The sequence below is a fragment of the Sphingobacterium endophyticum genome, from assembly GCF_009733535.1.
GTDB lineage: Bacteria > Bacteroidota > Bacteroidia > Sphingobacteriales > Sphingobacteriaceae > Sphingobacterium > Sphingobacterium endophyticum.
On record NZ_SMMI01000006.1, the window covers coordinates 189155 to 210343 of the forward strand.

Below are 21189 nucleotides of genomic sequence, written 5' to 3' on the forward strand. Positions count from 1 at the left end.
AAAATCATACCGAATTTTCCCCATTTTCCACAGACTAATAAACAACAAGATTCTTCTTTAAAAAAAGAGTTATTATTTATTGAAAAAAAGGAATGTGGATTTCGTTTCGTTTTCTTTCTTTACTTTTGTGGTATTAGATAGTCAAACAGGCAGAAATCAATTTAGAAAAACCAAATGAATACAACATTTGAAACAGACTTAGTGGCTAAAGGATATATTGATGTTGCAATAGACCCAAGCCTTGATCTGGTAAAAGAAATCGAAAGACTTAAAAAAGAAAAAAATGCTGTTATTTTAGCACATTATTATCAAGAGTCTGAAATTCAAGATATTGCAGATTATATTGGCGATAGTTTAGGCTTATCTCAACAAGCTGCTAAGACAGATGCTGAGGTAATTGTCTTTGCTGGTGTACATTTTATGGCTGAAACTGCTAAAATATTATCACCATCTAAGAAAGTCCTTCTTCCTGACTTAAAAGCTGGATGTTCATTGTCTGATAGCTGCCCTCCTCACCTATTTGCTAAATTCAAAGAAAAATACCCTGATCATTTAGTGATAACTTATGTCAATTGTACCGCTGAATTAAAGGCTCTTTCTGATATAGTCTGTACCTCTAGTAATGCCGTACAAATTGTTGAAAGCCTTCCTGCTGATCAAAAGATAATCTTTGGACCCGACCGTAATCTTGGTGATTACGTTAAGAAAAAAACAGGTAGAGACCTGGTCCTTTGGAATGGGGCCTGTATGGTGCATGAGATTTTCTCTCAAGAAAAAATCGATGCATTGAGAGCTGAATATCCTAATGCCAAGTTTATTGCGCATCCTGAATGTGAAGAACATATTTTAGCTCAGGCTGATTATATTGGATCAACTTCTGGTATGCTTAAATTTACCATTGAGGATCCTACTGATACTTTTATCGTTGCTACCGAATCCGGTATTTTGCATCAAATGCAAAAAGCAAGTCCTTCTAAAACTTTTATTCCAGCTCCTCCAAATAATTTATGTGCTTGCAATGATTGTCCGCACATGAAATTAAATACCTTGGAAAAACTATATAATTGTTTGTATTACGAACAACCTGAAATTACTTTGCCTGAAGATATTATTAAACGCGCTCAGAAACCTATTGAACGCATGTTGGATATTTCAGCTAAACTAGGATTATAAGATGAGCATATTTGAAAATAGCGAGAAAACAAATTTAAATGAAATCGGTGAATTTGGTTTAATCTACCATCTCACACAAGCTGTAGAATTAACCCAAAAAAGTACTGTAAAAGGAATTGGTGATGATGCGGCTGTATTGGATTTTAACAATAAGAAAACATTAATTTCTACTGACCTTTTATTAGAAAATGTACATTTCGACTTAAGATACGTTCCTCTTAAACACTTGGGTTATAAAGCTATACAAGTTAATTTAAGTGATATATATGCTATGAATGGAATCGCTAGTCAAGTTACTATTTCTATTGGTTTATCATCGAAATTTCCGCTTGAGGCTGTTGAAGAAATTTATGAAGGTGCTCTTCTAGCTTGTCAGAATTATAATGTTGACCTCGTTGGAGGGGATACTAGTACCTCAACTCAAGGATTGGTAATTTCTGTTACTAGCATTGGTTATGCAGATACTGAACATATCGCTTATCGATCTGCTGCCAAGGAAGGTGACCTAATCTGTGTTTCAGGAGATCTAGGTGCAGCTTATGTTGGTCTTCAATTATTAGAAAGAGAAAAACAAATCTACCTTGAAAATCCCAATATTCAACCCGATTTGGAAGGTAAAGATTATATTATCGAACGACAATTAAAACCAGAGGCACGAAAGGATATTGTAGAACTTCTAGCTTCAATTGATGTCATACCGCATGCAATGATTGATGTTTCTGACGGTTTAGCTTCTGAAATACTGCATATTTGTAGAGAATCGAATGTAGGTTGTAAGTTATATGAAGAGAAAATACCTATTGATCCAATGACTTATGAAACTGCTCGTGAATTTGGTTTAGACCCTACTGTATGTGCCTTAAGTGGCGGTGAAGACTACGAATTGCTATTTACTGTCCCTCAAAGTGATTTTGAAAAAATCAAAAACAACATGGATATCAGTATTATTGGACATATCACAGAACCTTCTGAAGGTTGTATGATGATTTCTAAATCTGGAAATGTTTACGAGATCAAAGCACAGGGATGGAATGCTTTTAAACAGGAAAACTAAGTAGTTTGAATTGTTGAGTTTTGGAATGGAATGAATTTTTAAAAACTGCTAATAACCTTATTGAAAGGTTGAAGCTGGTGGAATCTAAGGAATTTAACGATCATTTAGACCTGAAATTGGATCTATATTACTTTATTTATGATTGTATAGAACCAAAAATTATTACCTGTTCCAATGAAGTATTCCAGGTTTTAGGATATAAGGCTGAATATTTTTCCTTGGAGCATCTTTTTGATATTATTCATCCGCAAGACAAGGAAATATTTATGAAACATGAGCATTTAGCTCTTGATTTCTGCTTATCATTACCTATCGAACAGCAAAAACATTATAAGATAATCCATGATTATCGTCTGAGACATGCTAATTCAGAATATATTAGAATAATGCAACAAACTGCTGCTTATGAAATTAGCGACAAAGCGGTCCTAAAAACGATTGTGCAACATATGGATGTAAGTAATATTAAAACTTCAGATATTCCAGAATTACATTTCATTGGGTCTAATGGATTTCCTTCTTATTATAATATTCAATCCAAAGCGGATATTAATATACAATCAAGTCTAAAATTTACTAAAAGAGAAATTCAAATCATTAAATTACTTGATGAAGCAAAAACAAGTGAAGAAATAGCGAATGAGTTATTCATCAGTATTCACACCGTTAGAACTCATCGTAAAAATATCCTTCAAAAAACAGGTTGTGAAAATACGATTGATCTATTAAAAATAGTAAAGAATCTTAAAATGATATAGAAAAAGGACTTCCAGCGAAGTCCTTTTTTATGAAGTATGAATTAGGTCTGAATGACTCCGACATTATATTTTCCAATATCTGTATTATGGCTTGCAGCCTCAATGCCCATCGATATGATCTTTCTGGTTTCTACAGGATCGATAACTCCGTCTACCCATAATCGCGAAGCTGCATAATAAGGACTTAGTTGAATATTGTATTGGTCTTCAATTTCTTTTAATAATTTATTTTTATCCTCATCACTGAGCGCTACACCTTTTGATTTTAATGCAGCTTCTTGAATTTGTAAGAGGGTTTTTCCTGCTGAAGCACCGCTCATAACAGCTATTTTTGCTGTAGGCCATGCATAAATCAATCTTGGGTCATATGCTTTTCCACACATGGCATAATTTCCTGCTCCATAACTATTTCCAACGATAAAGGTAAATTTAGGAACAATAGAATTGGCCATGGCATTAACCATTTTTGCACCGTCTTTTATTATTCCTCCATGCTCTGCTCTGGATCCTACCATGAATCCCGTTATATCCTGAAAAAATATCAATGGTATTTTCTGTTGATTACAATTCATGATAAATCGAGCAGCCTTGTCCGCCGAATCTGAATATATAACCCCTCCCATTTGCATTTCTGTAGAATTACCTGGCTTTTTTGCCTTTACTACTTCCCTTTGATTGGCTACAATGCCTACTGCCCAACCATCAACCCGTGCTAATGCACAAATCAAGGTTTTACCGTAGTCTTGTTTATATTCCTCTAAGGAATCTCTATCTACTATGCACTTCAGGATTTCAACCATATTATAAGGCTTCAATCGGTCTTCTGGCATATATTCATATAACCTTTCTATCGGATATTCTGCTGATTTTGATTCAATTCTTGAATATTGAAAAGTAGGTTCTGAACCAAATTTATCAACGATATTCTTGATAGCATCTAAACAACTTTCATCATTTGGATATTTGTTATCTGTTACCCCCGATATTTCACAATGTGTTTCAGCTCCACCTAGCGTTTCATTGTCTATTACCTCTCCTATTGAAGAGCGAACTAAATAAGAGCCCGCAAGAAATACTGATCCAGTTCCCTCCACTATTAGAGCATAATCTGACATGATTGGTAAATAGGCTCCTCCAGCAACACAAGATCCCATTATAGCAGAAATTTGTGGAATTCCCATCGAGGATATCTTTGCATTATTCCTAAATATCCTTCCAAAATGTTCTTTATCTGGAAATATTTCCGATTGCATTGGTAAATAAACCCCCGCTGAATCAACTAAATATATGATTGGAATATGATTTTCCATTGCGATTTCTTGAGCCCTCAGATTTTTCTTGCAGGTCATTGGAAACCAGGCCCCTGCTTTAACTGTCGCATCGTTTGATACAATGATACATATCCTTCCTTTTACATAGCCCATCACCACAACTACTCCCGCATTCGGACAGCCTCCGTGTTCTTCATATTGACCATCTGCCGCAAATACACCAATCTCCGTGAAATTACGGTCATCATCCAACAAGTACATAACCCGTTCCCATGCAGATAATTTACCCTTTTCGTGCTGTTTTTGGATTTTATCCAAGCCTCCCCCTAGCAATAGTTTTTCCCTTTTTTTTTGCAGTTCTTCTAATTGGCCTCGCATAATTATATTGAAATAATGTAATTTATAATGGTATAATTATTTTAATTATTATAAATATCATAAAATATAATTTGTTTTTTATAATATTTGTAAAAAATAATAATAACCCAAATATAAACTTAATTAAAATAATATTATGTATAACCTAGGTTCTAAAGAACAATTAACCTTAGTTAGGGAAAGTGCTCGAAACTTTGCTAATACCTACATAAAACCTAACGTAATGAAATGGGATGAGTCCCAAATATTTCCTATTGAATTATTTAAGAATTTAGGGGATCATGGGTTTATGGGCATTTTAGTTCCTGAAGAATATGGGGGATCTGGACTTAATTATCAAGAATATATAACCATTCTGGATGAAATTTCTAAAGTATGTGGATCTATAGGTTTATCTGTTGCTGCCCATAATTCTCTATGTACTAATCATATCCTAAGTTTTGGAAATGAAGAACAGAAAAGAAAATACCTGCCTAAATTAGCTACTGCGGAATGGATTGGCGCTTGGGGATTAACAGAACCTGGTTCTGGATCTGATGCAGGGGGAATGAATACAACTGCTGTCCAAGATGGAGACTATTTTATTCTTAATGGTGATAAAACTTTTATTACCCATGCTATTTCAGGCGATGTAGCTGTTGTAATGGCTAGAACGGGTGAAAAAGGTGATAAAAAAGGAATCTCTGCTTTCATCGTCGAAAAAGGAACTGAAGGATTTTCTGCAGGTGCTAAAATGGATAAATTAGGTATGCGTGCCTCTGAAACTGGATCTCTATTTTTTGACCATTGTAGAATACATAAAGATCAATTGATTGGTGAAATTGGTGATGGATTTGTTCAAGCCCTGAAATTATTGGATGGTGGTAGAATTTCTATTGCGGCACTTTCTTTAGGTATTGCCAGGGGTGCTTATGAATGTGCATTGAAATATGCAAACGAACGCGAACAGTTTCAAACTAAAATTTTTGATTTCCAAGCCGTTGGTTTTAATTTAGCTGATATGGCTACCAAGATTAATGCCTCAGAATTATTGATCCGTCAGGCAGGTGATCTTAAAGATAATGGTCTTAAAGTTACTAAAGAGGGTGCAATGGCTAAGTTATTCGCTTCTGAAACTGCTGTAGAAGTATCTAATGATGCTGTTCAAATTCTTGGTGGTTATGGATTTACAAAAGATTTTCCCGCGGAAAAGTTCTTTAGAGATGCTAAATTGTGCACTATTGGCGAAGGTACCAGCTCTATACAAAGAATGGTAATCGCTAGAGAAATTAAAAAAGATGCCTAAAATAGAAACTTTAACCTTAGTTGACTGTCCTAGAGATGCTATCCAGGGTATTCAACATTTTATCCCAACTCATAAAAAGATTGCTTATATCAATCAATTGATAAAAAGCAACTTGTTTGATTGCATTGATTTTGGAAGCTTTGTCTCTCCAAAAGCAGTGCCTCAACTCAGTGATACCATAAAGGTATTGGATGGATTGGAAAAAAATGATAAGGTGAAGTTATTGGCTATCATAGCTAATAAAAGGGGGGCTGAAATAGGTTCTGTCCTAGATAAAATAGATTTTTTAGGTTATCCTTTCTCTATTTCAGAAACCTTCCAAAATAAAAATACCAATTCCAGCATTGCAGATGCTTATCAAACAGTAAGGAACATATTGGATATTATGGATAGGAATGGCAATCAGGACTTAGTAGTTTATATTTCTATGGCATTTGGAAATCCCTATAATGATCCTTGGAGCATGGATTTAGTCTCTGAATGGGTATATAAATTAAATGCTATAGGTGTTAGGAATTTCTCTATTGCTGATACTACATCAGAAGCTACGCCAATATTGATTAAAGATTTATTTCATAAATTGAACTCAGAATTTCCAGATATACCTTTTAGTGCACATTTTCATTCAGCGATTGAAAGCGCATTATTGAAAATTGATGCCGCATATTCTGCTGGATGTAGGAGATTTGAAGGTGCAATTTTAGGATATGGTGGTTGTCCTTTTGCGAAAGATGAATTAGTAGGTAATATTCCTTCTGAATTACTGCTGGATAGATTTAATAAAGGTTCTTTTGAGAAGGTTTCCGTGTTAATGCAGGGATTTCAAAATTTGATTAACAATGAATTATAAGTTCATCCAAACAAATAGCAATAACCATGTTTTTACGCTCGTTCTTGATCGAGAAAACAAAAGGAATGCATTTACCCCAACGATGGTGAATGAAGTTGCTCACGCTCTTAAAATAGCTAACGACAATCAGTATATTCATGTATTGGTATTGAAAGCTAATGGTCCGGTGTTCTGTGCGGGAATGGACTTGAAAACATATCAGAATCGGGAATTAGATATTCCAAATCCTGAAATTCCAAATCAGGAGATATCTTTAGGAGAAGTCTTTGACAGATTCAATAAACCGAGTATTGCCATTGTAGAAGGCGATGTGATTGCTGGTGGATTCCTTTTTATTCTGGGCTGTACCTATGTATTTGCTAAAGAAGGACTAAACTTTAGGTTACCAGAAATTGCATTAGGAATTTTCCCATTTCAAGTAATGGCTGGCTTAAGAAGGATTATGCCAGAAAAAAAGCTCTTGCAGTTATGTCTTGATTCTGAACCTTTTGATACCATTAAAGCCTTAGAATTAGGAATCGTGGATGACTTATTGGATCCTATTAAGATAGATAGTTTGATAGCATCTTTTGCAGATAAAAGTAGCATAGCCATGAAGGCAGGATTCGAAAGTTTAAAAGCTATTCGTGAAATGGATTCCTCAAATCAATATAATTATTTATTGGAGGCCTTAGATAAGTTGAAAAACAGACCAGAAGTTAAAAAGTATATTGCTGAAAAATTAAATAAGAATTAAGATACTTTTTTCTCAATCCAGAAGTTATTGAAACCTAAACCTATTTCTATATCCAATAGTTTCTGCTGCAGCATTTCTAACATGGCCAAAAAATTATAGACGAATTGAACTTTATTTTCAGAGTTTTTCGCCAATGCTGAAAAATCTAATGATTTATTAATTTCTATAAGTTCAGCAATTGCTTTCTTTTGTTGTTCAATCGTATAGGGATATTTTACTACGGTATGCACCACATCCTGTACACGATGTGCATAATTGTACATCACACGTTCGTAAACAAGCATCAGTTTATACAGGTCAAATGTGGAGAGTTCCTCATCAATGGTTTGGGCTTTGGTATCTCGGGCTATCTTTAAGTCTGTTTCTGTATTTCCGCGCTCATAATATTTACTTCGAGTATCTTCCAATACCTTCAGTTCCTCACAAACTTCCTTAAATTGTTTATATAGGAGTAGCTTTTGGACTAACTCCTTCTTTAAGTCAATTTCATTTTCGTTTTCATCGAGATCTGGACGTGGAAGCAACATTTTTGCTTTGATACGCATTAAGGTTGATGCCACAAAAATAAATTCTGATGCTAATTCTATATTTAGGGATTGCATATGTTTGATATATGCCAAGAAATCATCCGTTATTTTTGAAATAGGAATATCATGAATATTAAGCTCATCGCGCTCTATAAAAAATAACAATAAGTCGAATGGTCCTTCGAATTGCGCCAGTTTAATCTCGTAGTTTGTAGCTTCCATAGAATATCCTCAAAAATAAGGATTTGGTAGAATAATTTCACTTAAATGATTTGATTTAAACAAAACAATGCGGTAGATTAAATTGTATATATATTCTATAGTTAAAAGAATAAATTGTTACTTTGTATCTTATTTTGAAATTTTTCATTTATGCAGGTAGAAGCAGGACCGCTATTACAAAAAATTCAATTTCCATCTGATTTAAGGAATCTTAAAGAATCGGAACTTGAGGAGGTTTGTAAGGAGCTGAGACAGTTTATCATTGATATCGTTTCTGTAAACGGCGGACATTTTGCAGCGAGTTTAGGTGTAGTAGAATTAACCGTGGCGTTGCATTATGCGTTGAATACACCCTATGATCAGATTATCTTTGACGTTGGACACCAGGCTTACGGACATAAGATTTTAACAGGACGAAGAGATCAATTTCATACCAATAGAATTTTAGGTGGATTGTCGGGTTTCCCAAAACGTGGCGAAAGCGAATATGATTCTTTTGGAGTTGGTCACTCCTCAACATCTATTTCTGCCGCTTTAGGAATGGCAGTGGCCTCAGCGTATAAAGGTGAAACCGATAGGCAGCATGTTGCTATTATTGGCGATGGTGCACTAACCGGCGGAATGGCTTTTGAAGCCCTGAATCATGCTGGTATTGAAAAATCAAACCTTCTCGTAATCCTTAATGATAATTGTATGTCCATTGACCCTAATGTTGGGGCAATGAAGGAATATTTAACCAGTATTACTACATCAAAAAGCTATAACAGGTTTAGAGATGATTTAGTATCTGTATTAGAAAAGATATCTAAAAAAGGACCGAACGCTTATGGATGGGCTAAAAAACTTGAACAAAGCATTAAAGGAACTTTATTGAAAAATTCCAATCTTTTTGAATCTTTAAATTTTAGATATTTTGGACCGGTTGATGGTCATGATGTCAATAAATTGGTGAAGACAATTGAAGATTTGAAACATATTAATGGTCCTAAGCTATTGCATGTTGTTACTGTTAAAGGTAAAGGTTATGCACTGGCTGAAAAAGATCAAACAAAATGGCATGCTCCGGGTCTTTTTGATAAAATAACCGGGGAAATAAAAAAATCTATTTCTGAAAAACCTCAACCTCCTAAATACCAAGATGTATTTGGTCATACCCTGGTTGAATTGGCTGAAAAAAATAATAAAATAATGGGTATTACTCCAGCTATGCCTTCTGGATCTTCCATGAATATTATGATGAAAGCCATGCCTGATAGAGCATTCGATGTTGGTATTGCTGAACAGCATGCCGTTACATTTAGTGCTGGTTTGGCAGCTCAAGGTCTCGTGCCTTTCTGTAACATCTACTCCTCTTTTATGCAAAGAGCCTATGATCAGGTTGTTCATGATGTGGCTCTTCAAAAACTAAACGTTATTTTCTGTTTGGATAGAGCGGGTTTAGTGGGTGCTGATGGTCCTACACATCATGGCGCTTATGATATTGCTTATATGCGCTGTGTTCCTAATATGATCGTTACTTCGCCAATGAACGAAGAGGAATTAAGGAATCTTATGTATACAGCTCAATTACCTGATAAAGGGCCTTTTACAATTCGTTATCCTCGAGGTAATGGAGTTATGCCCGATTGGAAACTTCCTTTTAAAGAAATTCCTATCGGTAAAGGAAGGAAAATCTGTGATGGCGAGGAAACTGCTATACTGACCTTTGGAAGCATTGGTAATGAAGCAAGTAAGGCAATTTTAAATTTAAGAGAGGATGCTATACATCCTGCACATTATGATTTAAGATTTGCTAAGCCTCTGGATGAAGATTTGTTACACGAGGTTTTCAAAAAGTATAAAAATGTTATTACAGTTGAAGATGGTTGTTTACCGGGAGGTGTGGGTTCAGCAGTCTTAGAATTCATGGCTGATCATGGCTATGATGCACATGTTGTAAGATTAGGTATTCCCGATGGTATTGTAGAGCATGGTGAACAAGCTGAGCTTTGGCATATTTGCGGATATGATGCTGCTGGAATTGAAGAACAAGTTCGTAAATTAACGAAAGGCATTAAAACCGAAACTTTGGTAGGATAATTGCTTAACTAAAAGCGGTTATTTCAAAGACAATCAAGAGTCTATATAAGGAAGCCTAACAGGCTTCCTTTTTTTATTAAAAGTTTTCCACATTTATTATGTCTTGCTTAATTTTTGCTTTAAAATCTGACCAAAAATGGAAAGCAAATTTTATGTGTTAATAAAATAATTTTGCGCTATGTTTTTGGATAAAATATGCTAAAAATTACAATTAAAATCTTGTTTATTAGCGACTTGGCTTTTTTTTACTTTTTTAATTTTTTAGCTCATTTTTTTTTGTCATATTCGTTGTAGGCAAAAGTTATGAACAGAATTTTTGTCAAATATTGGTTTTCAAGTTATTAACAAATTCAGAATGGAAAAAACGTGTACAAGTGTTTGGGAAAGTTGTCTTGCAGTCATAAAAGATAATATACCAACGCAAAGTTTTAAAACATGGTTCGAGCCCGTTAAAGCTGTACGTCTTGAAGGAAACGTTTTAACTATTCAAGTACCAAGTTTGTTCTTCTATGAGTGGTTGGAAGAACACTATGTAGGTATTCTCAGAAAAACTGTTAAAAAGTTCTTGGGAGAGCAAGGTCGTTTAGAATACAACATCGTTGTTGAAAAATCTTCTGCTAACCCACCCTACACCACCAACATTCCTTCGAATGGTAATGGTGCTGAGGGAAAGAAACAATCTATTCCTGTTCCTGTTGCATTAAATAAGAACATCAAGAATCCTTTCGTGATTCCGGGATTAAAGAAATTGCAAGTTGATCCTCAATTAAATCAAAATTACACTTTCGACAATTTTATTGAAGGAGAATGTAACCGTTTGGCACGTTCTGCTGGATATGCTGTCGCAAATAAACCAGGAGGTACTTCTTTCAACCCATTGATGGTCTATGGTGATGTTGGTTTGGGTAAAACCCATTTGGCCCAAGCAATAGGGAATGAAATCAAACGTAACTTACCGGATAAATTGGTAATCTATGTTTCTTGTGAAAAGTTCTGTCAGCAATTCGTTGATTCATTAAAGAACAATACAATCAATGATTTCGTCAATTTTTACCAAGCGATGGATGTTATTATCATGGATGATGTGCATAATTTCGCCGGTAAAGAAAAAACTCAGGATATTTTCTTCCACATTTTTAACCACCTACATCAAACAGGAAAGCAAATTATCCTTACTTCGGATAAAGCGCCTAAAGATCTTTCTGGTCTCGAAGAAAGATTGTTGAGCCGCTTTAAATGGGGATTATCTGCCGATATTCAAGTGCCTGATCTAGAAACTAGAATGGCAATCCTGAAGAAAAAAATGTATTCCGATGGTATTGAACTCCCTGAAAATGTAGTGGAATATGTGGCTAATCAGATTGATAACAGTGTAAGAGAATTAGAAGGTGCTATGGTATCTTTATTAGCACAATCTACCCTTAACAAAAGAGAGATTGATCTAAACTTAGCAAAGTCTATGTTAAAGAACTTTGTTAAGAATACCCATAAGGAAATCTCAATGGAGTACATTCAAAAATTAGTATGTGAATACTTCGAGGTACCAGTTGAAATGGTTAAATCTAAAGTTCGTAAACGTGAAATCGTACAAGCTAGACAGATTTCTATGTATTTGGCAAAGAACCACACCAAATCTTCTTTGAAATCTATCGGTAATTTCTTTGGCGGACGTGACCACTCTACCGTAATTTATGCTTGCCAAACAGTTGAAGACCTTATCGAAACAGATAAGAAATTCAAAACTTACGTGCAAGACATTCAAAAGAAATTAAAAGCGTCTTAAGTCAAGACAAAAACATTGTAAAGAAAAGAAATTATTAAGCTTGGGAGATAATCCCAAGCTTTTTGTTTTTAATATATATAAATTAAAAAAGGTATTGCACCAGGTGCAATACCTTTTTTTTATTTATGAAACATGAATATTAGATAGCTTATTGTACTTTAGGTTCTGGAAGTTGTGTTTTCTTCGCTGCACGTGCTTCCACAATTTTTACATACAATGGTTTTTGTTCATCTGTCAATATTTCACTGACTTTTTTGTCTAAATCTGCAGTCAATGCCTCAATTTGAGTTGCTTTTGCATCGTCTGCAACCGTACTATCAGATTTTAATGCTAGTTTAGATTTTTTGTGCTCTAAAACAATTGTGTAAATCTGTGTTTGTTGTTCTGGTGTCAGTTGTAATGTTTCTGTCCATTCTGTTACTGTTGCTTTTGCTTTTTCTTCAGGGTTTACTTCCTGAGCAAATGTCAGAGTTAATGAAAATAATACTGCGGATACTGCTAAAAATAACTTTTTCATGATTTTAATTTTTTTGTTTTTAACTTTTATTATTTACTCCGTTTCTGTACAATAAATAACAGCCGAATTGTATCTTTTATTGTGTAATTGTATCATGTTTGTTACTTTTTAACATTTCTTAACAGGATAATTTATTCTTCTATAGGGAATTTATTGTCCAAATAATGGCTTAACATATATCTTAAGCAAGATTTCAGTTAATTTTTATTTATTTCAGTTGAATCAAAAAAAAATTGGAATGTGACAAAATATCTAATGAAAGAATCAGAAATTTTGAATGTCTTAGGTTATAATTTTCTCTAAAATTGTAATGCTTTTTCAAGGTCTCTAAAGAAATCCTCTTCTTGATTGATATGGATATCTATAGGAATATAATAAAATGGAATATCTGCAATTTCATCTAAGGAAAGGCGCTGTGCATCTTTTTCCGTAGTAAGCACAATGACATCATTATGTTGGCTTTGCATTTTCTCAAACCTTGACCGAATTACCTTATAATCGAATTCATCGAATTGATGATGGTCTGGGAATTTTAAATGCTCGCTTTTTATTTCTGCATTGATTAAATATTCAACTAATGGTCTTGGATTGGCAATCCCCGTCAGAAGTAAAATATGTTTTGGAATTTGGCTTAATTCCTTATCCTCAGATCCTTTATTCAAAGGCTTTATTGGCTTATAGCCAATTTTACTATAATAAACGGATGCCTTCTGATTATGCTTTCTGATTTTATCTTCAATAATTTTTTGATTCTCAATAGGGATATCAGCTGGACATTTTGTAATAAGTACCAGGTCAGCTCTTCTTGTTTGATCAAAAGTATCTCTAAAATTTCCTGTTGGAAGCAGATAAATTGGCTGTAATAGCGATTGGTATTCAAATAGCAAGATGGAACACCGGGGTTTAACTTTCCTGTGTTGATAGGCATCATCCAATATAATCAAATCATGATCCTTCTCAAGGATTTCAATTCCCTTAATTCGATTTTCATCAACTGATATGCTCACATCTGGAAAATTCTTTTTGAATTGTAAGGGCTCATCTCCTACTTGGCTTGCTTGATCTGCGATTTGTACATATCGAAAGCCTTTGGTTTTCCGTCCATATCCCCTGCTTAAAGTAGCGACCTTATATCTCCCCTGAAAATAACTGATTAATTTTTGAGCTAATGGGCTTTTTCCAGCTCCCCCTACTGCTAAATTTCCTATAACAATGGTAGGAATTTCAAAACTCCTTGATTTGAGAATGCGATGGTCATACAACTTATTCCTTACCCAGATCACAAGGGTATACAGGATAGTAAATGGAAATAATATCCATCGGAGGAGTTGCATAATTATTTTTTAATAAGCTTAATACCAACGTCATTTATCCCTCTTAAAGGATTGTCATTCATGTTTTGTTCTATTGAAAACACATAGATGCCCGTATCGGGAAATGAAATATTCTCCTTTATTAATTGGCTCTGTTCATAAATGTTTCCAGCTGATTTACCTGTCCAGCTCCCATCAGATTCTGCTAATTTAAACTCATAGCGTAGACTGCTGTCCTGACTTGATTTTCCGCGCTGATTTACTTGAAATGAGAATGAGGTATAGGGATAATAAGCTGTATGTCTAAGGTTAAAATACAGATCATACCGATTCTGCTTATCCTTCACTTCAACTTGGAATTCTGGTTTAAATCCGTTATCCCAGAGTTGTCCTGGAATAACGGAATTCTTTTCATAGAACGGTCCTTCCTGGCACGAAGCCAGTAAGAGAACAATAATACCTATGAATATATTTCTTCGCATGGGATTAATAATTACCCCTCTGAATTATTGTCTTTATTTCTGTTATTATTGTTTTTTCTATTCCTGTTTTGCGGTCTTCTACGATTTTGGGTAGCTTCATCACTGGAATTAGAGTTGCCGTTATTCTCCTTAGGCTTTTGTGGACCGTTATTGTTGCTTGGTCTTTGCTCATTCCTAGGTTTCTGAGGTTGTTTCTCCCCATTAGGGTTTTGAGCTCCCTCAGGATTACGCTTAGGCTTACGCTTCTTTTTCTTCCTATTACGGTCATCAAGTCGTGTTAAACTATCCTGCCCAACTACATTTTCATAATCCGGGTTAGGAACATTTACCGTTTCTTCTTTCTCAGGAATGAATAACTCCTGTGGCTTTTTGCCTTGTGAATTCATTTCAGCAAACTCTCTTACCTGTTCTACAGATAGTGGAATCCAAGACTCTGCATGTGGGTAAGTAAACCACATTGTTTTCTTGAATATATCTGTCTTTTGTAAGTAGGCAACGCCAGAATGTGTTTCTATACGGTCAACATTATTTGGAATGTCCTTAAGGGCATCCATATAGCTGTCAAGCTCATAGTTCAAACAGCACTTTAATTTACCACATTGGCCCGCCAATTTCAGCGTATTCAACGATAGGTTTTGATACCGTGCGGCTGAGGTAGAAACTGTTTTGAAATCTGTCAACCAGGTAGAACAGCATAGCTCCCTTCCACAGGAACCAATACCTCCCAGTCGGCTCGCCTCTTGACGCATACCAATTTGTCGCATTTCAATCCGGATGCGAAAGGCTTCGGCCATTCTTTTAATCAACTCCCGGAAATCAACACGACCTTCTGCGGTATAGTAAAAAGTCGCCTTGGTCTTGTCTCCTTGATAATCAACATCGGATATCTTCATAGATAAACCAAGCTCTAGCGCTAGATTCCTTGCGCGATGCATAGTTTCCCATTCTAATTCCTTTGCCAGATTATATTTGGCAACATCATTCTCGTTCGCCTTTCGGTAAACTTTCTTTAAAACGTCTTCAGGTTTGACGTTATTCTTTTTCAGTTGAAGCCGAACCAATTCACCCGTCAGCGAAACATGGCCAATGTCATATCCCCCCGTATTGGGCTCTACAACGACCATCTCTCCCATTTCTAGGTAAATATTGTCCGTATTAATAAAAAACTCCTTTCTAGAGCCTTTAAAACGAACTTCAACAATGTCAAAAGGTTTATAGTTAGATGGTAAGTCCATATCGACTAACCAATCGTAAATATCTAATTTATTACATCCGCTGGTCATGCACGTACCATTGTTATTACAACCTGCCGGTACCGTGCCTAGTGATTGACTTCCGCAACCACCCCCGGATGAGCAACTGCCACATCCCATATTTTTATAATTATATATATTGAGTCCCCTGAGGGAACGTATTATATTTAAATAGTAAAACTAACTGCAAAGATAAATCTAAAAATAATATTTTAGGATTTGCATTTCTTTCAACAGAATAATGCGTTTTCTCCAAAAGATCGATCGCAACCTCCAGCTGCTCTAAACTGCTGATTTCACTAAACTTTTTGACAAACCCCAACTCTGCATCCTTTAAAAAGACTAAATTGTCTAAACCTTGGTTTAATAACACAATCTGTCTTAAAACATTAATGCTGTAGAGCAAAAATAATTTTTGATTCTCACGCCCTAATTTGCTGATTTCCTCATCACAGATCTGTATAATGTTCAAGCCAGCATCTGTTACGATACAGCGTAACCACCGAATTAACAGATCAAAATTCTCATTTGTTGCCTCTTCAAGCTGATTAATCGCCGACTGTACATTTCCATCTGCAATAAAGGCGATCTCATTCGCTCGATTGACATCAATATGCTTGTCATTAACCAAAAACTGCAGAATCTCATCATTGGAAAGTTTATTGACTTTTACCAATTGGGTTCTGGAGATGATCGTATTTAATATTTTATCCTGGTTCTCAGCGACCAACAAAAACAAGGTCTTGGCCGGTGGTTCCTCAATAAGTTTTAATAACGCATTCCCTTGGGTATCCAAATATTCTGGCAACCACATGATTAAAACTTTATATTCAGCTTCAAAAGATTTTAAGCTCAGCTTTTTTATGATATCATGGGCTTCCGCAATATTGATGTTCGCCTGTTTATTCTCCGCCTCCAATTGATTTCGCCAATGCCCTAGGCTCATGTATGGGTTTTCCAAAAATGCCTTCCGCCAATCTTCCATATAGGTACTGGCTGTTTCATCCGCTTTCTTGGCGAAAAATGGATAGGAAAAATGCAAATCAGGATGTATCAATTTTTCATACTTGATACAGGAAGGACATCTTCCGCAACTATCGCTCGCTAATGGCTCCTCACAGTTTATGAATTGTGCGTAGGCCAATGCTAATGCCAAACTTCCAGAACCTTCAGGCCCTAAAAATAGCTGCGCATGGCTCACACGATTTTCATGAACCGTCGAAATAAGATGCTCTTTGAGCGCCTGATGGCCTACGATATTTTTAAATTGCATACCTAATCTTACAAATGTACAAATTTTAATGCAGTGCTTTTTAATGTTTATGCGCTTGAAGTCTAATTTGAATTGCAAAAAATTAGATTCTTTTCTGTATTATTGCAGTAAAATCTATTAGCTAAAAGAAATGAGATTTATTGTATCAACGTCCATATTACTGAAACAATTACAGGCTATTAGTGGCGCCTCTAGCTCCAGCACAGTGCTACCAATCCTTGAGAATTTTCTGTTCGAAATCAAAGAAAACATCCTGACCATTTCCGCTACGGATTTGCAAACCAGCATGGTGACGACTTTGCAAATCGAAGCAAAAGAAGAAGGACGTGTAGCAATGCCATCCAAAATCTTGATCGAAACGCTAAAAACGCTCCCTGATCAACCAGTGGCATTCTCAGTCGATACGAAAACTCTGGCTATCGAAATTTCCGCCGGTGATGGTAAGTACAAATTAAGCGGTGAAAATGCCGATGATTTCCCTAAAATCCCTGTCGTTGAAAATATTTCAACAGTCAATATTTCTGCACCAATTTTATTGGAAGCTATTAACAAAACAATTTTCGCAGTAAGCAATGATGAATTGCGACCTGCAATGTCCGGTGTATTCGTTCAATTGGCTGAACAGTCCATTACTTTTGTAGCAACTGATGCCCATAAACTTGTACGTTATCGCCGTACCGATGTAGGTGCTGAAAAAGCAACTTCTATAATCTTACCTAAAAAAGCACTAACACTATTGAAATCTTCACTCCCTTCTGATGATGTGAATGTTTCAGTGGAATACAACAATACAAATGCATTCTTCCAATTTGGAACAATCAATCTGATCTGCCGTTTAATTGATGAGAGATATCCTGATTATGAAGCCGTAATTCCGCGTTTAAACCCTAATAAACTTACCGTTGACCGTTCTTTGTTCTTAAACACACTACGTCGTGTAGTTATTTTCGCCAACAAAACTACCCATCAGGTACGTTTAAAAATCTCGGGAAGTGAACTTCATATCTCTGCTGAAGATCTTGATTTCTCTAATGAGGCTCACGAAAGATTAAGCTGTCAATTTGAAGGGGAAGACATGGAGATCGGTTTCAATGCCAAATTCCTGGTTGAAATGCTTAATAACTTAAACTGCGAAGAGGTTGTGCTCGAAATGAGTACTCCAAATCGTGCCGGTTTATTGGTTCCAGCAATCAAAGAAGATCATGAAGACATCTTGATGTTGGTTATGCCTGTAATGTTGAACAATATCTAATAAAACACAACCTTGGATTTAATCTCTGCCCTTATTGACTTTATCCTCCACATTGATGACCATCTGGTGGAAATCGTTAATAATTATCAGACATGGACCTATTTGATCCTGTTCCTGATTATTTTTGCCGAAACTGGACTTGTTGTTACTCCTTTCTTACCGGGTGACTCCTTATTATTTGCAGCTGGTGCTATTATTGCTAAACCAGAAACAGATCTTAACATTTTTCTGATGTGGGGACTGTTAATGATTGCTGGAATTTTAGGGGATTTGGTCAATTACCATATCGGTAAATACATCGGACCCAAAGCTTTCTCCGGAAAATATAAATTCCTCAAAAAAGAATATCTTGATAAAACTGAAAAGTTTTATGAAAAATATGGCGGTAAAACCATTATATATGCTCGTTTTGTCCCGATTATAAGAACTTTTGCTCCTTTCGTAGCTGGTGTCGGATCTATGTCATACGCTAAATTTGCATCTTACAATGTTATTGGTGCAATCCTTTGGGTTACTTCTTTCTTGTTTATAGGCTATTTCTTCGGAGGTCTTCCTATTATCAAGGACAACTTTACAATTGTAGTTTTTGCAATTATAATCCTTTCAATCTTACCTCCGGTTATTGAAGTCGTAAGGGAAAAATATAGAAAAAAAGATGCTAAATAAGTTTTAGACATCTATTCGATCTTTATAAGAAATATGAAATTAGCCCTGAATGCAGGGCTAATTTTTTTATCTATAATTTATTCTTTTTGGAGGGAGCTTGGTTCAATTGTTGCTTATTAGAATTGAATTTATAGTCATGGAATTAATATCTGCCTTAATCGATTTCATTCTTCATATCGACAAACATCTAATCGATATTACCCAAGAATATCAAATGTGGACCTATCTGATACTTTTCTTAATCATTTTTGCTGAAACAGGGCTGGTCGTTACGCCATTCCTTCCCGGAGATTCCGTACTTTTTGCAATGGGTGCCCTAATAGCAAAGCCAGAAACAAATTTAAATCTAATCGTGATGCTGGTTCTGCTTATCGCAGCAGCGATACTCGGTGATTTCGTAAACTATGAAATTGGGAAACATTTTGGACAAAGGGTATTCAGAAAAGATTCCAAGATCTTTAAACCCTCATACTTAGAAAAAACCCAGGGTTTTTACGACAAGTACGGGTTAAAAACAATTATTTACGCTCGTTTTGTCCCAATCGTAAGAACATTTGCTCCTTTTGTAGCAGGAGTTGTCAAGATGCCATACTCTAAATTTGGTTTATACAATATTGTCGGTGGGATTCTTTGGGTAACCTTGTTCCTTTTAGGAGGATTCTTTTTCGGACAGATTTCATTTGTCAAGAATAACTTTTCTATCGTCGTTCTCGCCATCATTGGAATCTCGCTACTGCCCCCAATCATTGAAGTAATCAAAGAGAAATTCACAAAAAAATCTGTTTAATTCAAAAGCTTGTTTAAACGTTGAGTTTAAATCGCAGTCTTTATCTTAAACATTTCTATGAGATATATTTTATTTGCTTTTATCCTATGGGCACAGCCCATTTTAGCCCAAAACATCAAAGTCGATCGTAGAGAAGCGAAACAAGCTTTCAATTACCTGAATGCCTTTCGTATGAACCCCAAAAAATACGGCAAGGAGATTAAAGTGAACAATCTAAAGAATGTCAAACAAACCAAACTCATATGGAACGACAAACTAGCTCGTGTTGCTGAAGAAAGAGCTAAGGACATGGCTAGAAGAAATTACTTCGATCATACCGATCCGGACGGATACGGCCCTAACTTTCATATTAGCGAAGCTGGATATTACCTCAACCCCGACTGGCTGAAGAAACGCTCCACAAATAACTTTGAGTCCATTGCAGCAAACCATGAAACGGCAATCGACGGAATTAAATCATTCATCATTGGACGTGGTTCTCCAGGCTTCATGCATAGAAAGCACATGCTGGGATTAGACCAATGGAACGGTTCTTTACAAGACGTCGGGATTGGATTTGTCCACGTGAAAAGAGGTGCTGCCTATAAAACTTATTTATGCGTGTTAATCGCAAAACATGATTGGTAATTTCTTTTCTTAATTTTTATACCTTTGCATATGATAAAATCAATGACAGGTTACGGTATTGGTACTGCTGATAATAGTACGGTTAAATATACTGTAGAGATCAAATCCTTAAATTCTAAGTTCTTAGAACTGAACCTTCGTTTGCCAAAGGCTGTATCTGATAAAGAACTATTACTTCGTGGGGAGTGTAGTAAATTGATTGAACGTGGTAAGGTAAATATCAATATTTCAACGGAATACGTTGACCAAACCGCAAAAGGTGCAACAATTAACGCCGATCTATTAAAAGCATATTATAAGCAATTGCAGGATATCGCATTTCAACTCGGCGATACGAAATCAAACATGTTTGAATTAGCATTAAATATGCCTGAAGTAATCAGCCATGATGATGAGGTTGACGAAGAGGAGGGAAAAGTATTGGTTGATGCATTTCATGCCGCAATTAAGAAATTCAATAAATTTAGAGAAGATGAAGGGTCTGTCCTGAAAAAAGACCTAGAATATCGCGTTTCCTTGATTTTATCATACCTGACCGAAGTTGAAGCTGTGGAAGGTAGCCGTATTCCTTTGATTCGCGAAAGAATCAATCAATACATGGAAGACGCCGTAGGAAAAGAAAATGTAGATATGAATCGTTTCGAGCAGGAACTGGTTTTCTATATTGAAAAGTTAGATATTACTGAAGAAAAGGTCCGCCTCCGCTCACACTGCAATTACTTTGTTGAAGCATTAAATAGTCAGGATTCCAATGGTAAGAAATTAGGATTTATTTCCCAAGAAATGGGTCGTGAAATCAATACCTTAGGTTCAAAAGCTAATAACGCGCAGATCCAACAAATCGTCGTTAAGATGAAAGATGAATTGGAGAAGGTGAAAGAACAACTATTAAACGTCTTATAG

The 21189-nt window shown here is 35.6% G+C and carries 20 protein-coding genes; 13 read left to right on the forward strand and 7 right to left on the reverse strand.

Annotation, left to right across the window (positions count from 1 at the left end; translation table 11 throughout):
- Positions 1–174: 174 nt before the first annotated feature.
- From nadA to E0Y80_RS09980, 3 genes are read left to right on the forward strand one after another with little or no spacing between them, the layout of a single operon-like run.
- Entirely contained in the window at positions 175–1173 is a 999-nt protein-coding gene (gene nadA, locus E0Y80_RS09970) for a quinolinate synthase NadA (protein ID WP_156307523.1), read from the forward strand.
- Positions 1174–1180: 7 nt separating this feature from the next.
- Positions 1181–2227 (forward strand): thiamine-phosphate kinase, encoded by a 1047-nt coding sequence (gene thiL / locus E0Y80_RS09975; RefSeq protein WP_156307593.1) that lies wholly within the window; start codon positions 1181–1183, stop codon positions 2225–2227.
- Positions 2228–2247: 20 nt separating this feature from the next.
- The gene (locus E0Y80_RS09980) at positions 2248–2985 is read left to right on the forward strand and encodes a LuxR C-terminal-related transcriptional regulator (RefSeq protein WP_156307524.1); all 738 of its coding nucleotides are present in this window, start codon (positions 2248–2250) and stop codon (positions 2983–2985) included.
- Between the two features lie 41 nt (positions 2986–3026).
- Here the strand turns inward: E0Y80_RS09980 and E0Y80_RS09985 are convergent, their stop codons facing one another.
- A complete protein-coding gene (locus tag E0Y80_RS09985; RefSeq protein ID WP_156307525.1) occupies positions 3027–4634 on the reverse strand; it encodes an acyl-CoA carboxylase subunit beta in 1608 nt (535 codons plus the stop codon).
- A 136-nt stretch (positions 4635–4770) separates the two neighbouring features.
- Between E0Y80_RS09985 and E0Y80_RS09990 the strand changes: the two genes are divergently transcribed.
- Genes E0Y80_RS09990 through E0Y80_RS10000 form a run of 3 tightly spaced genes read left to right on the forward strand, consistent with a single transcriptional unit; the run spans position 4771 to position 7505 of the window.
- The gene (locus E0Y80_RS09990; protein ID WP_156307526.1) at positions 4771–5919 is read left to right on the forward strand and encodes an acyl-CoA dehydrogenase family protein; all 1149 of its coding nucleotides are present in this window, start codon (positions 4771–4773) and stop codon (positions 5917–5919) included.
- Positions 5912–6769, forward strand: a complete 858-nt coding sequence (locus E0Y80_RS09995) for a beta/alpha barrel domain-containing protein (RefSeq protein WP_156307527.1) — start codon at positions 5912–5914, stop codon at positions 6767–6769. Before E0Y80_RS09990 ends, E0Y80_RS09995 begins: the two co-directional genes overlap by 8 nt.
- Complete coding sequence (locus E0Y80_RS10000) at positions 6759–7505, forward strand: enoyl-CoA hydratase/isomerase family protein (protein WP_156307528.1); 747 nt, start codon at positions 6759–6761, stop codon at positions 7503–7505. Before E0Y80_RS09995 ends, E0Y80_RS10000 begins: the two co-directional genes overlap by 11 nt.
- Here the strand turns inward: E0Y80_RS10000 and E0Y80_RS10005 are convergent.
- A complete protein-coding gene (locus E0Y80_RS10005) occupies positions 7502–8254 on the reverse strand; it encodes a segregation and condensation protein A (protein WP_156307529.1) in 753 nt (250 codons plus the stop codon). The genes E0Y80_RS10000 and E0Y80_RS10005 overlap by 4 nt on opposite strands.
- 150 nt (positions 8255–8404) lie before the next feature.
- Between E0Y80_RS10005 and dxs the strand changes: the two genes are divergently transcribed.
- Positions 8405–10333 carry a 1-deoxy-D-xylulose-5-phosphate synthase gene (dxs, locus tag E0Y80_RS10010; RefSeq protein ID WP_156307530.1) on the forward strand — a complete coding sequence of 643 codons (1929 nt, stop codon included), beginning with the start codon at positions 8405–8407 and terminating at the stop codon, positions 10331–10333.
- A 355-nt stretch (positions 10334–10688) separates the two neighbouring features.
- Entirely contained in the window at positions 10689–12116 is a 1428-nt protein-coding gene (gene dnaA, locus E0Y80_RS10015) for a chromosomal replication initiator protein DnaA (RefSeq protein WP_099369238.1), read from the forward strand.
- 148 nt (positions 12117–12264) lie between these two features.
- On the opposite strand, the gene E0Y80_RS10020 is transcribed toward dnaA, so the two are convergent.
- From E0Y80_RS10020 to E0Y80_RS10040, 5 genes are all read right to left on the reverse strand, one after another.
- A complete protein-coding gene (locus E0Y80_RS10020) occupies positions 12265–12633 on the reverse strand; it encodes a hypothetical protein (protein WP_156307531.1) in 369 nt (122 codons plus the stop codon).
- A 299-nt stretch (positions 12634–12932) separates the two neighbouring features.
- Positions 12933–13967 carry a tetraacyldisaccharide 4'-kinase gene (gene lpxK, locus E0Y80_RS10025; RefSeq protein ID WP_156307532.1) on the reverse strand — a complete coding sequence of 345 codons (1035 nt, stop codon included), beginning with the start codon at positions 13965–13967 and terminating at the stop codon, positions 12933–12935.
- 2 nt (positions 13968–13969) lie between these two features.
- Positions 13970–14428, reverse strand: a complete 459-nt coding sequence (locus tag E0Y80_RS10030; RefSeq protein WP_156307533.1) for a gliding motility lipoprotein GldH — start codon at positions 14426–14428, stop codon at positions 13970–13972.
- Positions 14429–14439: 11 nt separating this feature from the next.
- A complete protein-coding gene (locus E0Y80_RS10035; protein WP_197091547.1) occupies positions 14440–15801 on the reverse strand; it encodes a PSP1 domain-containing protein in 1362 nt (453 codons plus the stop codon).
- 10 nt (positions 15802–15811) lie between these two features.
- Positions 15812–16954: a DNA polymerase III subunit gene (locus tag E0Y80_RS10040; RefSeq protein WP_156307534.1), complete on the reverse strand. Its 1143-nt coding sequence runs from the start codon at positions 16952–16954 to the stop codon at positions 15812–15814.
- 130 nt (positions 16955–17084) lie between these two features.
- On the opposite strand from E0Y80_RS10040, the gene dnaN reads away from it, so the two are divergent.
- The 5 genes from dnaN (at position 17085) to E0Y80_RS10065 (ending at position 21189) form a co-directional block, all read left to right on the forward strand.
- The gene (dnaN, locus tag E0Y80_RS10045) at positions 17085–18206 is read left to right on the forward strand and encodes a DNA polymerase III subunit beta (protein ID WP_156307535.1); all 1122 of its coding nucleotides are present in this window, start codon (positions 17085–17087) and stop codon (positions 18204–18206) included.
- A 12-nt stretch (positions 18207–18218) separates the two neighbouring features.
- The gene (locus tag E0Y80_RS10050; protein WP_156307536.1) at positions 18219–18872 is read left to right on the forward strand and encodes a DedA family protein; all 654 of its coding nucleotides are present in this window, start codon (positions 18219–18221) and stop codon (positions 18870–18872) included.
- Between the two features lie 136 nt (positions 18873–19008).
- Positions 19009–19659 carry a DedA family protein gene (locus E0Y80_RS10055; RefSeq protein ID WP_156307537.1) on the forward strand — a complete coding sequence of 217 codons (651 nt, stop codon included), beginning with the start codon at positions 19009–19011 and terminating at the stop codon, positions 19657–19659.
- A gap of 57 nt (positions 19660–19716) precedes the next feature.
- Complete coding sequence (locus E0Y80_RS10060; protein ID WP_156307538.1) at positions 19717–20286, forward strand: CAP domain-containing protein; 570 nt, start codon at positions 19717–19719, stop codon at positions 20284–20286.
- Positions 20287–20316: 30 nt separating this feature from the next.
- Positions 20317–21189, forward strand: a complete 873-nt coding sequence (locus tag E0Y80_RS10065) for a YicC/YloC family endoribonuclease (protein ID WP_156307539.1) — start codon at positions 20317–20319, stop codon at positions 21187–21189.

Coding starts and splice junctions, on each gene's coding strand:
- nadA (WP_156307523.1), top strand. CDS start 175: ATGAATACAACATTTGAAACAGACTTAGTGGCTAAAGGATATATTGAT.
- E0Y80_RS09985 (WP_156307525.1), bottom strand. CDS start 4,634: ATGCGAGGCCAATTAGAAGAACTGCAAAAAAAAAGGGAAAAACTATTG.
- E0Y80_RS09990 (WP_156307526.1), top strand. CDS start 4,771: ATGTATAACCTAGGTTCTAAAGAACAATTAACCTTAGTTAGGGAAAGT.
- E0Y80_RS09995 (WP_156307527.1), top strand. CDS start 5,912: ATGCCTAAAATAGAAACTTTAACCTTAGTTGACTGTCCTAGAGATGCT.
- E0Y80_RS10000 (WP_156307528.1), top strand. CDS start 6,759: ATGAATTATAAGTTCATCCAAACAAATAGCAATAACCATGTTTTTACG.
- E0Y80_RS10005 (WP_156307529.1), bottom strand. CDS start 8,254: ATGGAAGCTACAAACTACGAGATTAAACTGGCGCAATTCGAAGGACCA.
- dxs (WP_156307530.1), top strand. CDS start 8,405: ATGCAGGTAGAAGCAGGACCGCTATTACAAAAAATTCAATTTCCATCT.
- dnaA (WP_099369238.1), top strand. CDS start 10,689: ATGGAAAAAACGTGTACAAGTGTTTGGGAAAGTTGTCTTGCAGTCATA.
- E0Y80_RS10020 (WP_156307531.1), bottom strand. CDS start 12,633: ATGAAAAAGTTATTTTTAGCAGTATCCGCAGTATTATTTTCATTAACT.
- lpxK (WP_156307532.1), bottom strand. CDS start 13,967: ATGCAACTCCTCCGATGGATATTATTTCCATTTACTATCCTGTATACC.
- E0Y80_RS10030 (WP_156307533.1), bottom strand. CDS start 14,428: ATGCGAAGAAATATATTCATAGGTATTATTGTTCTCTTACTGGCTTCG.
- E0Y80_RS10035 (WP_197091547.1), bottom strand. CDS start 15,801: ATGGGATGTGGCAGTTGCTCATCCGGGGGTGGTTGCGGAAGTCAATCA.
- E0Y80_RS10040 (WP_156307534.1), bottom strand. CDS start 16,954: ATGCAATTTAAAAATATCGTAGGCCATCAGGCGCTCAAAGAGCATCTT.
- dnaN (WP_156307535.1), top strand. CDS start 17,085: ATGAGATTTATTGTATCAACGTCCATATTACTGAAACAATTACAGGCT.
- E0Y80_RS10055 (WP_156307537.1), top strand. CDS start 19,009: ATGGAATTAATATCTGCCTTAATCGATTTCATTCTTCATATCGACAAA.
- E0Y80_RS10060 (WP_156307538.1), top strand. CDS start 19,717: ATGAGATATATTTTATTTGCTTTTATCCTATGGGCACAGCCCATTTTA.
- E0Y80_RS10065 (WP_156307539.1), top strand. CDS start 20,317: ATGATAAAATCAATGACAGGTTACGGTATTGGTACTGCTGATAATAGT.